Raw genomic sequence first — 14,145 nt, forward strand, 5'->3', positions numbered from 1 at the left:
GCTACGCGCCGGCCTGGGCATCCTCGCCAGGCCCCGTCGGGTCGTCCCGGAGGAGGTTCGTGATGCGCGCGGTGCACAGCCGGCGGCCGTCCTCGCCGGTGATGACGATCTCGTGCGTCGCGAGCGTACGGCCGAGGTGGAGCGCGGTGCACGTGCCCCGCACCCTGCCGCTGACGGCTGCGCGGTGATGGGTGGCGTTGAGGTCCACACCCACCGCATGCCGGCCCGCGCCGGCGTGGAGCGAGGCGGCGAACGATCCCAGCGTCTCGGCCAGCACCGCGTGGGCGCCGCCATGCAGGATCCCGGCGATCTGGGTGTTGCCCTCGACCGGCATGGTCGCGACCGCGCGCTCCGCCGTCAGCTCCTCGAACACGATCCCCATCTTGACCACGAGCGCGCCCACGCCGCGGGCGGCGAGCCAGGGCCGCAGCCGCTCGGGGATCCCGGCGGCCTCGAGTTCCGCCGCCGCGTCGCGCTCGGCAGCCGCCCCGGCTCCGCCCCCTGCGCCGGCATCCTCGCGGGCCGCGGGGCCCCCGTCCATCGCGGTGAAATTGTCCTGCATGCCCACTAGGCTGGCACCCGTGACTGAAACCAGCAAAACCCTCGCCCCTCCTGCACCCACGGCCGCCCCGACGGCAGCAGCCGGGGCCCCCGCGGGACGGCAGGGGCGGCTGCTGGTCCTGGACGGCCACTCAATGGCGTTCCGCGCCTTCTTCGCCCTGCCGGCGGACAGCTTCGTCAACGCCGCGGGCCAGCACACGAACGCCGTGCACGGCTTCACGTCGATGCTCATCAACCTCGTGCGCGACCAGCAGCCCACCCACGTCGCCGTCGCGTTCGACGTCAGCGACGAGACCACGCAGCGCAAGGTGATCTACAGCGAGTACAAGGGCGGGCGCAACGCGACGCCGCCCGAGTTCGCCGGCCAGATCGACTACATCAAGAAGGTCATGGGCGCCCTCGGCGTCCGCACGATGGAACTGCCCGGGCACGAGGCCGACGACATCCTCGCGACCCTCGCCGCCCAGGGCGCGGCGGCCGGCTTCGAGGTGCTGCTCGTCTCCGGCGACCGCGACACCTTCCAGCTCGTCGACGACCACGTGGCCGTGCTCTACCCGCGCAAGGGCGTGAGCGACATCCCGCGCATGGACGCGGCGGCGATCGAGGAGAAGTACTTCGTCCCGCCGGCCCGCTATCCCGACCTCGCCGCCCTGGTGGGCGAGTCCGCGGACAACCTGCCCGGCGTCCCCGGCGTGGGCCCCAAGACGGCCGCGAAGTGGATCACCCAGTACGGCGGACTCGAGGGCGTGCTCGAGCACGCGGACGAGATCAAGGGCAAGGCAGGGGAGAGCCTGCGGGCAAACATCGAGGCAGTGCGGCGCAACCGGCAGCTGAACCGGCTCCTGACCGACCTCGAGCTGCCGCTCGCCCTCGACGACCTCGCCGACCCGCGCCCCGAGCGCGCGGCCGTCGAGGCACTCTTCGACGAGCTCGAGTTCAAGGCGCTGCGGGCGCGCGTCTACGACGTCTTCGGCACGGAGGGCCCCGAGGAGACCCCGGACGCCTTCCACGTGCCGCCGCATTCCGTTCCGGCGGACGACGCCGGGCTGGCCGCCGCCCTCGCGGACCTCACCGCGGGCGCGGGCGGGCGGCCCGTCGCGGTCGTGGTCCGCACCGACGGGGCAGGGCCCCGGCCCCGCGCCGAGGCGGTCGCGCTCGCGACGGCGGGAGCCGCCGTCGTGGTCCCGCTCGACGGCGGCGACGGCGGCGTCCCCGCGCCCCTCGCGGCCTGGCTCGAAGATGCCTCGGTGACGAAGGCCACGGCCGAGTTCAAGGAGACCGGGAAGGCCCTCCGAGGGCGCGGGACGGAGCTCGCCGGCGTCGTCGACGACGTCTCGATCTCCGGCTACCTCGCGGAGCCGGACCGCCGCTCCTACGCGCTCGGCGACCTCGCCCAGCACCATCTCGGCATCGAGCTCGCGGCCGGCGCTCCGGCCACCGGCCAGCTCGCGCTGGACCTCGACGGCGCGGAAGCCGCGGCCACGGCGCTCGCCCGGAAGGCCGCCGTCGTGCACGCCCTCCACGAAGCCCTCGCCCCCAAACTCGAGGAGGTCGGGGCGAGCGGGCTCCTGCAGGATATGGAGCTGCCGCTCTCGCGGGTCCTGCTCGACATGGAGTGGGCCGGCATCACCGTGGACCAGCAGCAGATCGACGCGCTGATGGCGGAGCTGGGCGCCGCGAGCGAGCAGGCCGCCGCCGCGGCCTACGAGGCGATCGGCCACCAGGTCAACCTCGGCTCGCCCAAGCAGCTGCAGACGGTGCTCTTCGAGGAGCTCGCGCTGCCCAAGACGAAGAAGATCAAGACGGGCTACACGACGGACGCCGCCTCGCTCAAGGAACTCCTCGACAAGACGGGGCACCCCTTCCTCGAGGCGCTCATGGCCCACCGCGAGTCGAGCAAGCTGCGGCAGATGGTCGAGACCCTCAAGAAGGCGGTCACGGCCGACGGCCGCATCCACACGACCTACGCCCAGACGATCGCCGCGACGGGCCGCCTGTCCTCGAACAACCCGAACCTGCAGAACATCCCGATCCGCTCCGAGGAGGGCCGACGGGTGCGCGACGTGTTCGTCGCGGGGGAGGGCTACGAGTCCCTGCTGTCGGCCGACTACTCGCAGATCGAGATGCGCATCATGGCGCACCTGTCCGGCGACGAGGGCCTCATCGAGGCGTACCGGCAGGGGGAGGACCTGCACCGCTTCGTCGGCTCGCGCATCTTCCACGTCGCCCCCGCGGACGTGACGAGCGAGATGCGCTCGAAGGTCAAGGCGATGAGCTACGGGCTCGCCTACGGGCTGTCCTCCTTCGGGCTGTCCAAGCAGCTCGAGATCTCCGTGGACGAGGCCCGCACCCTCATGAAGGACTACTTCGACCGCTTCGGGGCCGTGAGGGACTACCTCCGGGGCGTCGTGGAGCAGGCCCGGCAGGACGGCTACACCCAGACGATCTTCGGGCGTCGCCGCTACCTCCCGGACCTGACGAGCACCAACCGGGTGCACCGCGAGCTGGCCGAGCGGATTGCGCTCAACTCGCCGATCCAGGGCTCGGCGGCGGACATCATCAAGCGGGCGATGATCGGCGTCGAAGGGCGCCTGCGCGAGAGCGGCCTCGGATCCCGGCTCCTCCTGCAGATCCACGACGAGCTCGTGGTCGAGGTCGCGCCCGGCGAGGAGGCGGCCGTGCGGAGCATCGTCGAGCACGAGATGGGCTCGGCCGCCGAGCTGAGCGTCCCGCTCGACGTCCAGATCGGCGTGGGCCGCACCTGGAACGACGCCGGGCACTGACACGACGCGCTGGCCCCGGGCACTGGGACGCCACAGCACCGCTACGACACAGCACCGACACGAGGGGGAATCGGGGAATGGGCGCGGACACGGGAACGCCGGGCGGTACCGACTACGAGATCCGCCGGTTCCGGCCGCGGCCGGTGTCGTCGCCCGACTACGCGGACACCAAGCGGTGGATCGAGGCAGTGCACTACGGCTTCTACCAGAAGCCCGGGCGGGACGAGCTCAGCGCACGGATCGCCGAGTCGTCGGTGGCCGACGACCGTGAGCTCACCGGTGCGTATGCGACGGCTCCCGCCGCAGCCCCGGCGCTGGATGCCGGGCGCCCGGTGGCCACCTTCGCCACGTTCCGCAAGACCCTCAACGTGGGCCACGGGGTGCTCGTCCCCGCCCACATGGTCACGGCCGTCACCGTCCGGACGGACCACCGGCGCCGCGGACTCCTCCGCCGCCTCATGTCCGAGGACCTCGCCCGGGCGAAGGCCGACGGCGTGCCGGTCGCCGCGCTGACGGCCTCCGAGGCCTCGATCTACCGGCGCTTCGGCTACGGCGTCGCGACGCACGAGCGGAGCGTGAGCGTCGAGACGGGGCCGCGGTTCCGGCTCGCGGCATCCGTGCGCGGCCGGGTGGTCGCGGCCGAGCCGGCGGCGATGCTGGACCTCGCCCCGGAGATCTTCGCCCGTGCCCACCGCGCGATCCCCGGCTCACTGGGTCGGCAGGAGCGCTATCGACTGCGGGCGGCGGGCCAGTGGAACGAGGAGACCGGGGGAGAGGACCACGGCGTGCGCGTCGCGGTGCACCTCGACGAGCAGGGCACCCCCGACGGCTACGCCGCGTACGCGTTCCGCGGCTGGGAGACGGAACCGCCCACCATGGAGCTGCGCGACGTCGTCGCGGCGACCCCGGAGGCCTACCTCGGGCTGTGGGACTTCCTCGGTTCGCTCGACCTGATCGAGCGCATCGAGTGGGAGGACGCCCCCGTGGACGACCCGCTCGTGTGGGCCCTCGAGGACCCGCGGGTGGTGCGCACCGGCTCGGTGCGGGACATGCTGTGGCTGCGGATCCTCGACGTCGAGGCCGCCCTGTCGGCGCGGAAGCTGGCGCACGACGGCGAGCTGGTCCTGCGCATCCAGGACCCGCTCGGGTTCACCGACGGCAGGTACCGCCTGTCCTCCTCGGCGGGCACCGCGCAGGTTTCCCGCCTCGCCCACGACGACCCCGCTCAGGACGACCTCGTCATGGACATCGCGGAGCTCTCCTCGGCCTACGTCGGCGGGGTGAGCCCGGTGACGCTCGCCGAGGCGGGCCGCATCCGCGTCGGCGCCGGGCGTCCGGCGGCGGCAACTGAGCTTGCCCGGATGCTCGCCGTGGAGCGCCCCGCCCACTGCCTCACGCACTTCTAGGCCGTCCTGGCCCCGACGGGCACAGCCTCGACGGCAGCGCAACGTCCGGCGGCACAGCATGCAGGTTTCCCCGAACGTCGCGCCGCGGCGGTATCCTCGCAATGGGTGTCCCGGTACTGCCCGGGACGCCCGTACCGACCGTTTCCCGTTCCCCCGTTCCCTGGAGCCTCCATGCTCGCGCGCCGACGTGTGCTCACCGCCCTGCCAGCACTGGCACTGGCCGCGTGCGCGCCCGCGCCGACCGCCTCGCTGTCCGCCGGCGCTCCCGACAGAGCGTCCGGTGCGGCCCCGGGCGGCGCGGCGCCGACCGGCCCCGCGGTCCGTCCGCGTCCCACCGCCGAGCAGATCGGCCGGCAGTTCGCCGGGCGCCTGCCGAAGGCGTGGGGGCTCCAGGTGCCCGGCGTCGTGACCCGCGGCGCCGTCGCGTCCGTCGCCCTCACCTTCGACGCCTGCGGAGGCCGCGGGGGCGGGGGATACGACGCCCGCCTCATCGCCGCCCTGAGGAAGCACCGCGTCCCTGCGACGCTGTTCCTCAACGCCCGCTGGATCGCGGCGAATCCCGGGCCTGCCGCCGAGCTGGCGGCCGACCCGCTGTTCGAGCTCGCGGACCACGGCACGGCGCACCGCCCGCTCTCGGTGACCGGGCGGGCGGCCTACGGCATCCCCGGCACGGCCTCCCTCGCCGCCGTCTATGAGGAGCTCCTCTCCAACAGGGCACATCTCGAGTCGCTCATGGGCACTCCCCGCCCTTGGTACCGGCCCGGCACCGCCTACTACGACGACGTGGCCGCGGATGTGGTCCGGGCCGTCGGCCTCGTCCCGGTCGGCTTCTCCCTCAATGGCGACGGCGGCGCGACCTTCTCGCCTGGGCAGGTGGCCACGGAGGTCGGGAAGGCGCGCGCCGGAGACATCGTGATCAGCCACATGAACCATCCCGAGGGCGGCACCGCGCGGGGCTACGAGGCGGCGCTGCCGCGGCTGACAGGGCAGGGGACCACCTTCACCACCCTCTCGAGGGCGGGCCTGCCCTGGGAATAGCGTCGGCCCGGAATCGGCTGCGCCATCTGCCCGGCACGTTTTGACCCCTGTTGGGACCGCCAATTAGACTGGTGGGGCGCGTAGTGCGCAGCACCACCACCAACACTTCAGCCGGACCGTGCGGCCGCACGCGTCTGGGTGACCGACCAACTATCCACATCGGAGCCCCTACTACATGACCATCACCTCCACGACCTCCTCCACGCCGCAGGTCGCCATCAACGACATCGGCACGCCCGAGGAGTTCCTCGCCGCCGTCGACGCCACCATCAAGTACTTCAACGACGGCGACCTTGTCGAGGGCACCGTTGTCAAGGTCGACCGCGACGAGGTCCTCCTTGACATCGGGTACAAGACGGAGGGTGTCATCCCCTCCCGCGAGCTCTCCATCAAGCACGACGTCGACCCGTCCGAGGTCGTCGCCGTCGGTGATCAGGTCGAGGCCCTCGTTCTCACCAAGGAGGACAAGGAAGGCCGCCTGATCCTGTCCAAGAAGCGCGCCCAGTACGAGCGCGCCTGGGGCGACATCGAGAAGATCAAGGAGGAGGACGGCGTCGTCACCGGCACTGTCATCGAGGTGGTCAAGGGTGGCCTCATCCTCGACATCGGCCTCCGTGGCTTCCTCCCGGCCTCGCTGGTCGAGATGCGCCGCGTCCGCGACCTGGCGCCGTACATCGGCCAGAAGCTCGAGGCGAAGATCATCGAGCTGGACAAGAACCGCAACAACGTGGTCCTGTCCCGCCGTGCGTGGCTCGAGCAGACCCAGTCCGAGGTCCGCTCCTCCTTCCTCAACAAGCTCGAGAAGGGCCAGGTCCGCACGGGCGTCGTGTCCTCGATCGTCAACTTCGGTGCGTTCGTGGACCTCGGCGGCGTCGACGGCCTCGTCCACGTCTCGGAGCTGTCCTGGAAGCACATCGACCACCCGTCCGAGGTCGTCGAGGTCGGCCAGGAGGTCACGGTCGAGGTGCTCGAGGTGGATCTGGACCGCGAGCGTGTCTCCCTGTCGCTCAAGGCGACGCAGGAGGATCCGTGGCAGACCTTCGCCCGCACGCACGCGCTGGGCCAGGTCGTCCCGGGCAAGGTCACGAAGCTCGTTCCGTTCGGCGCGTTCGTCCGCGTCGAGGACGGCATCGAGGGCCTCGTGCACATCTCGGAGCTGGCGGTCCGCCACGTGGACCTCGCCGAGCAGGTTGTCTCCGTCGGCGACGAGCTCTTCGTCAAGGTCATCGACATCGACCTCGAGCGTCGCCGCATCTCCCTGTCGCTCAAGCAGGCCAACGAGGGCGTGGACCCGGACTCGACCGAGTTCGACCCGGCGCTCTACGGCATGGCTGCCGAGTACGACGAGGAGGGCAACTACAAGTACCCGGAGGGCTTCGACCCGGAGTCCAACGAGTGGCTCGAGGGCTACGAGACGCAGCGCGCCGCGTGGGAGCAGCAGTACGCCGACGCCCAGGCCCGCTGGGAGGCGCACAAGAAGCAGGTCGCGCAGCACCTTGCCGACGACGCGGCCGCCGCGTCCGGCGGCCACGAGTCGGCGCCGACCACGTACTCCTCCGAGGCCCCGGCGTCCGAGCACGGCACGCTCGCCTCGGACGAGGCGCTTGCCGCGCTCCGCGAGAAGCTGACCGGCAACTGATCGTGACCGCGGCCCGCTAGGCCGCCGGTACCGACACCGCTGACGAGGGCGGGTCCTGCTCAGGCAGGGCCCGCCCTCGTCATGTCCGCACGTCCACCCACGAGGTCCCGAGCGCGACGGCCGCCGCGGTCCCGGCGGTCAGCCCCGCGAGCCTGGACGCGAACTCCGCGGCTCCCGCCTCGCTGTCCGCGAGCGCCACGCGCACCCTCGCCCCGGCGGCGCCGTAGTCCGTGCCGGCCACGAGCACGCCGCCCGCGCGCAGGTCGTTCTCGAGGCGCGGTGCGGCCGCATGCGGCACGTCGATCCCGACGAGCCGGAGCCTCTCGCGGCGCAGGAGCGGGGCGGTGTCCAGCGCCGCCGAGACCGACTCCGAGTACGCCCGCACGAGCCCTCCAGCGCCCAGGAGGATGCCGCCGAAGTACCTCACCACCACCGCAGCGACGTCGCTGAGGTCGGCCACGCCGTCGTGCGTCTCACGCCGCAGGAGCGCCTCCAGCATCGGGATGCCCGCGGTGCCCGAGGGCTCGCCGTCGTCGCTGCTGCGCTGGGTCGTGCGGTCGGGGCCGAGGACGAACGCGCTGCAGTGGTGGCGGGCGTCGTGGAACTCCCGCCGCAGCCCGGCGACGAGGGCGCGGGCCTCCTCCTCGCTCGCGGCCCGGCGCAGCACCGTGATGAAGCGCGACCGCTTGACCTCGAGCTCGCGGCGGTGCTCCCCGTCCACGGTCGTATAGGTGGTGGCATGGCTGGGCGTCTCGGTCACCGGGCCCAGTCTAGGAGGTCCACTAGGCTGGTGCCGTGCTGAGAGTGGGCCTGACGGGCGGCATCGCCGCAGGGAAGTCGGAGGTGTCGCGGCGGCTCGCCGAGCGCGGCGCCGTGATCGTGGACGCGGACGTCCTGGCGCGCGAGGCCGTGGCGCCCGGCAGCGACGGGCTCGCCGAGGTCGTCGAGGCCTTCGGCGAGGACGTGCTCGCACCGGACGGCACGCTCGACCGGGCCGCGCTGGGCGCCATCGTGTTCGCTGACCCCTCCCGCCGCGACATGCTCAACGCCATCATCCACCCCCGTGTGCGGGCCCGTGCCGCGCAGCTCGCCAGGGACGCCGTGGCCGCCGACCCGCACGCCGTCGTGGTCCAGGACATCCCCCTGCTCGTCGAGACGGGCCAGGCGGGCGCGTTCGACGTCGTCGTGGTCGTCGATGCGCCCGACGACGTGCGGCTGGCTCGGCTCCTCGCCCGTAACGGGATGGACGAGGCCGAGGCCAGGTCCCGCATGGCGGCCCAGGCCACCCGGGAACAGCGCCTCGCCGCCGCCGACCACGTGGTGGCGAACACCGGTTCCCTCTCCGCCCTGCACGCCGCCGTGGACCGGCTCTGGGACGATGTGCTCGCGCCCGCCGCCACACGCGAGGACTGAGCCCCGGCAGGCCGGCCCACCCCTGGGGACGCCTGCCGACGCCGGCCTTGTCAGCCCGTGGCGATCGCGCCGCCCTGCGGACACCCGCTGTCCGCAGCCCGGCGTAGATTGGGAGCATGAGCCTTGCCCAGGAGATCAACCGCGTCGTCGCGCCCTTCGAGGTGATCAGCGAGTACCAGCCGGCGGGTGATCAGCCGACCGCGATCGCCGAGATCGCCGAGCGCATCCAGAACGGCGAGAAGGACGTGGTGCTCCTCGGCGCCACCGGCACCGGCAAGAGCGCCACGACAGCCTGGGTGATCGAGAAGCTCCAGCGCCCGACCCTCGTGATGGTGCAGAACAAGACCCTCGCGGCGCAGCTCGCCAACGAATTCCGCGAGCTCCTGCCCAACAACGCCGTCGAGTACTTCGTCTCCTACTACGACTACTACCAGCCCGAGGCCTACGTGCCGCAGTCGGACACCTACATCGAGAAGGACTCCTCGATCAACGAGGAGGTCGAGCGGCTGCGCCACTCGGCGACGAACGCGCTGCTCACGCGCCGCGATGTGGTCGTCGTCGCGACCGTCTCGTGCATCTACGGCCTGGGCACGCCCGAGGAGTACGTCGCCGGGATGGTCACCCTGCGGCGCGGGATGGAGATGGACCGGGATGCGCTCCTGCGGCGGTTCGTCGCGATGCAGTACGTGCGCAACGACATGGACTTCCACCGCGGCACGTTCCGCGTGCGGGGCGACACCGTCGAGATCATCCCGATGTACGAGGAGCAGGCGCTGCGGATCGAGTTCTTCGGCGACGAGATCGAGTCGATCCACACCCTGCACCCCCTCACGGGCGAGGTGATCCGCGAGGAGACGGAGATGTACGTCTTCCCCGCGAGCCACTACGTCGCCGGACCCGAGCGGATGGCCAAGGCGATCCAGGGCATCGAGGACGAGCTCGCCGAGCGGCTGCAGCTGCTCGAGTCGCAGAACAAGCTCGTCGAAGCCCAGCGGCTGCGCATGCGCACCACCTACGACCTCGAGATGATGCAGCAGATGGGGTTCTGCAACGGCATCGAGAACTACTCCCGGCACATCGACGGCCGTGGCCCCGGCACCGCGCCGCACTGCCTCCTGGACTACTTCCCCGACGACTTCCTGCTCGTCATCGACGAGTCCCATGTGACCGTTCCGCAGATCGGAGCCATGTACGAGGGAGACATGTCGCGCAAGCGCACTCTGGTCGAGCATGGCTTCCGCCTGCCCTCCGCGATGGACAACCGTCCGCTGAAGTGGGACGAGTTCCTCGAGCGGATCGGCCAGACGATCTACCTTTCCGCCACCCCGGGCAAGTACGAGCTCGGTAAAGCGGACGGCGTGGTGCAGCAGATCATCCGGCCCACCGGCCTCGTGGACCCGGAGGTGGTGGTCAAGCCCACGAAGGGGCAGATCGACGACCTCCTCGGGGAGATCCGCGACAGGGTCGAGCGGGACGAGCGCGTGCTCGTCACGACCCTCACGAAGAGGATGGCCGAGGACCTCACCGAGTACCTGCTCGGCCACGGCGTCAAGGTCCAGTACCTCCATTCCGACGTCGACACGCTCCGGCGCGTCGAGCTCCTGCGGGAGCTGCGGCTCGGCACCTTCGACGTCCTCGTGGGCATCAACCTCCTCCGCGAGGGCCTGGACCTGCCGGAGGTCTCGCTCGTGAGCATCCTGGACGCCGACAAGGAGGGCTTCCTGCGCTCCGCGACGTCCCTCATCCAGACGATCGGCCGCGCGGCCCGCAACGTCTCCGGCCAGGTCCACATGTACGCGGACAGGATCACCGACTCCATGGCGCAGGCCATCGACGAGACGAACCGACGCCGGGAGATCCAGATGGCGTTCAACAAGGAGCGGGGCATCGATCCCCAGCCGCTGCGCAAGCGCATCGCCGACATCACCGATCAGCTCGCCCGGGAGGACCAGGACACCGAGAAGCTGATCAAGCAGTTCGACTACGGCAAGGGCAAGCGCGGGTACTCCGCCGCGAAGGTCGTCGCGACCGGGCAGGAGACCGTCCGCAAGGACGGGGTCGCGGCCGCCCCCGCCGAGGATCTGATCGGGCTCATCGAGCAGCTCACCGAGCAGATGCACGGGGCCGCCGCCGAACTCCAGTTCGAGCTCGCGGCCAGGCTCCGGGACGAGGTGGCGGACCTGAAGAAGGAACTGCGGCAGATGCAGGCCGCCGGCCATGCGTGAGGCAGCCCTGCCTGAGGCCGGCGTGCTGGAACCCTCCACGGCGCAGCGCCGCATGCAGCGCAGGACGGTCGGCGTCCTGGCCAGCGCTCAGCTCCTGAGCGGTCTCGGGAACGGGGCCACGCTCGCGATCGGGTCGCTGCTCGCCGTCCAGTACGGCGGCTCCGACGCCTGGGCAGGCTCTGTCACCACCGTGCTCACCCTGACGGCGGCCGTCGCCGCCCTCCCGTTGGCCGGCCTGGCCGCGGCGAAGGGACGTCGGAGGGCGCTCGTCGTGGGACTCGTCCTCGCCATGGCAGGCTCGCTCGCCGTGGTGCTCTCCACGGTCACCACGTCGCTGGCACTCCTGCTGGCCGGTGGGGCGCTGCTCGGGGTGGGGACAGCCGTGAACCTCCAGTCGCGCTTCGCAGCGGTGGACCTCGCCGGCGCGGCCCACCGCGGCCGGGACCTCTCGCTCGTCGTGTGGTCGATCACCGTGGGTGCGGTCGCAGGCCCCAACCTCATCCGGCCGGGCGCCGCCCTCGGCAGGGCCCTCCACCTGCCCGAGACCGCCGGGCCGTTCGTCATCTCGGTCACGGGCATGGCACTGGCCGCAGTGATCCTGCTCGTCGGCCTGCGCCCCGATCCGCTGCTCGAAGCCCGCCGCCGCGCCGGGATCCAGGACGCTGCCCACCAACCCGCTGCCGCAGGGCGTGCAGGGGCCCCGTGGGGTGCGGCGTTCAGGGGCGGCGTGCACGCGATCCGCACGTCACCCGACGCCGTCCTCGGCGTCCTGGGCGTCGTGGCGGCGCACGCCGTCATGGTCTCCGTCATGTCGATGACACCGCTTCACCTCCAGCAGGTCACGGTGGGCCCGATGGCAGCCATGGGGCACGAGGGCCACGTGAGCACCGATTCGTTCGCGCTGATCGGCTTCACGATCTCGCTGCACATCGCCGGGATGTATGCGCTCTCGCCGCTCATGGGCTGGCTCTCGGACCGGTACGGGCGCCGCCGCGTGCTCGCCGGGGGCCACGTGGTGCTCGTGCTCGCCGTCGCTGTCGCGGCAGTTGGCGCGCCCAGCCCACCGGCCGTTGCTGTGGGCCTCGTGCTGCTCGGGCTCGGATGGTCCGCGGCGACGATCGCCGGCTCCGCGCTGCTCGCCGAGAGCGTCGAGCCCGTGCACCGAGTCCAGGCGCAGGGTGCGAGCGACACCGCCATGGGCCTCGCCGGCGCCGCCGGCGGTGCGCTCTCCGGGGTCGCGATGGCGCTCATCGGGTTCGAGGGGCTCGCCCTGGCAGCCGGTGTCCTCAGCGTCGCCGTGCTCGTACTTGCCGTGACGCGGTCCATGGCGGGGCGCCGACGCTTCGATCCGGCCTGACGGACTGGCTGGCTCATGCCTTGACAAACCGGCTCGTGGGGACGGACCAGCTCATCGGGCGGGCCAGCTCATCGAGGGGCCTCCGGAGTGGGAACCGGCCAGCGCTCTCTCTGCCTCCTGCAGCTCAGAACCTCCTGCAGCTCAGCACCTCCTGCAGCTCAGAACGGGGGCGGTTGCGGAGGCCGGGGTGGTGGCGCCAGGGGCGTGCCGCGCGTGACATGGGTGCGGCCGAGGCGCGAGGTCCACACCGTGGTGCCCGCCGCGGCGTCGTGCTCCGCTCTCCAGTGCCCGAGCGTCTTGATGCGGTGGTGCTCGGGGCAGAGAAGGGCGAGGTTGTCCGGACCCGTGCTGCCGCCGCGTGACCACCCATGGATATGGTCTGCCTCTGTGCGGGGGTGCGGGGCGTCGCACCCGGGGAACGTGCAGCCAGTGTCTCTGAACGCGAGGTAGCGGCGCAGCGCGGCTGGGGGCGTGTAGCGGGTGCGGCCGAGCGCCAAGGGGACGCCGGAGTCCGGGTCGACGACAGCGCCCACCCAGGTGGCCGCGTGGGCCGCCAGCGACCGCGCCGTCTCGGCATCGACGAGCCCGTAGCCCTGGATCTCGGCGGGGGCTTCCGCGAGATTCAGCCCAGCGGCCGTGGAACCGAGCGCGTCGGGGCCGGGTGCGGCGGGACCGGGGGCGGGCAGCACGGTGCCGTACGGGATGGTCACGACGATCTCCGTGCGGACGCCGCCACGTGGCTCGCCCATGCCCCCCGGCCTCTCCGCCGCCGTATCCATGGGCGCCCTGCCGCGTCCCTTCACCGGCCCCAGGAGGAGGCCCGTGAATGCGTCCACGCGCTTCTGGGCCGTGGTGCGGGGGTCGTCGGCGGCCTGCGCACGGGCGATGGCCTGCAGCCGCGTGTCGATCATGGCGCCGTCGGCGAGCGGAAGATAGGCGGTGAGGCAGCACATCCCGTCGTCGCAGGGATCGATCTCGACACGGCGATGGTCGCGTGCCGCACGCGACCGCACAGCGAGGGTGTCGGCGGAGTATTCCTCGGCGAGCCGCCGCAGGGAACGGCGGAGCGCGGGCACCGATGGCCGCACCGCACAGTGGGCCGCAGCCCCGCCCGGCGAGCGCTCCGCCGAGGCGAGGCGGACGGCCCGCCCGATGAACTCCGCGGCCGCTGCTTCGGGCACCGAGCCCGCCGCGCCCAGGACTGTCCGAGCCCGCTCCCGGTCGAGCCGGCCATCCTCGAGCCCGGCCAGCACAGGGGCAGCCATGGGCTCGGTCAGGGCGAGGCACTCGGCGACCAGTGCCCGGGCGGCGCGCGCGGGCAGGGACAGCTCGGCGGCGACCTCGGCCGCGGTGAGCGAGAGTGCCTCAAGCCGTTCCAGGGGGCTGGCCGAGCCCGCGCCCAGCAGCAGGGCGATCCGCCGGATGCCCTTGGCCCGGTCGGCGTGCAGCTGGGACTCCATCGCCCGGCACACCGAGAGCCCGTCCACGAGCGAGTCGACCCGGAAGAGCCGCTCGGCCGCCCGACGCGCGGGCTCGCTCAGGGGCTCCGCGTCGGCTGCAGCGGGGTCCCACGCCTCCACCCAGCTCAGCGGAGCGTCCCCGGCCTTCTCCGTGGGGACAGCCCACGGCGCGCCGTCCGCCGACGGCGACCACTCGCCGTCGTGCGCCGAACCGCGGTATTCCCCCATGCACTGATCCCATCACAGGGGTCCGACAGTTCTCG

Annotated in this window: 10 protein-coding genes; 7 read left to right on the plus strand and 3 right to left on the minus strand. The window is 72.2% G+C overall.

The features are described from left to right. Window position 1: 1 nt before the first annotated feature. Complete coding sequence (locus ACVWWH_RS13025; protein WP_229710678.1) at window positions 2-562, minus strand: hotdog fold thioesterase; 561 nt, start codon at window positions 560-562, stop codon at window positions 2-4. Between ACVWWH_RS13025 and polA the strand changes: the two genes are divergently transcribed. From polA to rpsA, 4 genes are all read left to right on the plus strand, one after another. Beyond that, window positions 561-3,344, plus strand: coding sequence for a DNA polymerase I (gene polA, locus ACVWWH_RS13030; RefSeq protein ID WP_457316855.1), 2,784 nt, complete (start codon window positions 561-563; stop codon window positions 3,342-3,344). The two genes, ACVWWH_RS13025 and polA, sit on opposite strands and share 2 nt — an antisense overlap. 77 nt (window positions 3,345-3,421) lie before the next feature. Beyond that, a complete protein-coding gene (locus ACVWWH_RS13035; protein WP_457316856.1) occupies window positions 3,422-4,750 on the plus strand; it encodes a GNAT family N-acetyltransferase in 1,329 nt (442 codons plus the stop codon). Between the two features lie 171 nt (window positions 4,751-4,921). After that, window positions 4,922-5,788, plus strand: a complete 867-nt coding sequence (locus tag ACVWWH_RS13040) for a polysaccharide deacetylase family protein (RefSeq protein WP_066497609.1) — start codon at window positions 4,922-4,924, stop codon at window positions 5,786-5,788. 175 nt (window positions 5,789-5,963) lie between these two features. Then, window positions 5,964-7,427 (plus strand): 30S ribosomal protein S1, encoded by a 1,464-nt coding sequence (gene rpsA, locus ACVWWH_RS13045; RefSeq protein ID WP_066497610.1) that lies wholly within the window; start codon window positions 5,964-5,966, stop codon window positions 7,425-7,427. A gap of 79 nt (window positions 7,428-7,506) precedes the next feature. Here the strand turns inward: rpsA and ACVWWH_RS13050 are convergent, their stop codons facing one another. Next, a complete protein-coding gene (locus ACVWWH_RS13050; protein ID WP_457316857.1) occupies window positions 7,507-8,187 on the minus strand; it encodes an IMPACT family protein in 681 nt (226 codons plus the stop codon). 35 nt (window positions 8,188-8,222) lie between these two features. Between ACVWWH_RS13050 and coaE the strand changes: the two genes are divergently transcribed. The 3 genes from coaE (at window position 8,223) to ACVWWH_RS13065 (ending at window position 12,422) form a co-directional block, all read left to right on the plus strand. Then, complete coding sequence (gene coaE / locus ACVWWH_RS13055; RefSeq protein ID WP_457316858.1) at window positions 8,223-8,840, plus strand: dephospho-CoA kinase; 618 nt, start codon at window positions 8,223-8,225, stop codon at window positions 8,838-8,840. 116 nt (window positions 8,841-8,956) lie between these two features. Beyond that, window positions 8,957-11,065 carry an excinuclease ABC subunit UvrB gene (gene uvrB / locus ACVWWH_RS13060; protein WP_457316859.1) on the plus strand — a complete coding sequence of 703 codons (2,109 nt, stop codon included), beginning with the start codon at window positions 8,957-8,959 and terminating at the stop codon, window positions 11,063-11,065. Continuing rightward, on the plus strand, window positions 11,058-12,422 hold the full coding sequence (locus tag ACVWWH_RS13065) for an MFS transporter (protein WP_457316860.1): 1,365 nt from the start codon (window positions 11,058-11,060) through the stop codon (window positions 12,420-12,422). The genes uvrB and ACVWWH_RS13065 overlap by 8 nt, the downstream gene beginning before the upstream one ends. Window positions 12,423-12,580: 158 nt before the next feature. On the opposite strand, the gene ACVWWH_RS13070 is transcribed toward ACVWWH_RS13065, so the two are convergent. Continuing rightward, entirely contained in the window at window positions 12,581-14,110 is a 1,530-nt protein-coding gene (locus ACVWWH_RS13070; RefSeq protein ID WP_457316861.1) for a DUF222 domain-containing protein, read from the minus strand. Window positions 14,111-14,145 lie beyond the last annotated feature (35 nt).

The organism is Sinomonas sp. RB5, assembly GCF_054063535.1.

What these genes read in the sequence shown, in the direction of transcription:
- ACVWWH_RS13025 (WP_229710678.1), bottom strand. Translation starts at nt 562, where the DNA reads ATGCAGGACAATTTCACCGCGATGGACGGGGGCCCCGCGGCCCGCGAG.
- ACVWWH_RS13040 (WP_066497609.1), top strand. Translation starts at nt 4,922, where the DNA reads ATGCTCGCGCGCCGACGTGTGCTCACCGCCCTGCCAGCACTGGCACTG.
- rpsA (WP_066497610.1), top strand. Translation starts at nt 5,964, where the DNA reads ATGACCATCACCTCCACGACCTCCTCCACGCCGCAGGTCGCCATCAAC.
- ACVWWH_RS13065 (WP_457316860.1), top strand. Translation starts at nt 11,058, where the DNA reads ATGCGTGAGGCAGCCCTGCCTGAGGCCGGCGTGCTGGAACCCTCCACG.
- polA (WP_457316855.1), top strand. Translation starts at nt 561, where the DNA reads ATGCCCACTAGGCTGGCACCCGTGACTGAAACCAGCAAAACCCTCGCC.
- ACVWWH_RS13070 (WP_457316861.1), bottom strand. Translation starts at nt 14,110, where the DNA reads ATGGGGGAATACCGCGGTTCGGCGCACGACGGCGAGTGGTCGCCGTCG.
- ACVWWH_RS13035 (WP_457316856.1), top strand. Translation starts at nt 3,422, where the DNA reads ATGGGCGCGGACACGGGAACGCCGGGCGGTACCGACTACGAGATCCGC.
- uvrB (WP_457316859.1), top strand. Translation starts at nt 8,957, where the DNA reads ATGAGCCTTGCCCAGGAGATCAACCGCGTCGTCGCGCCCTTCGAGGTG.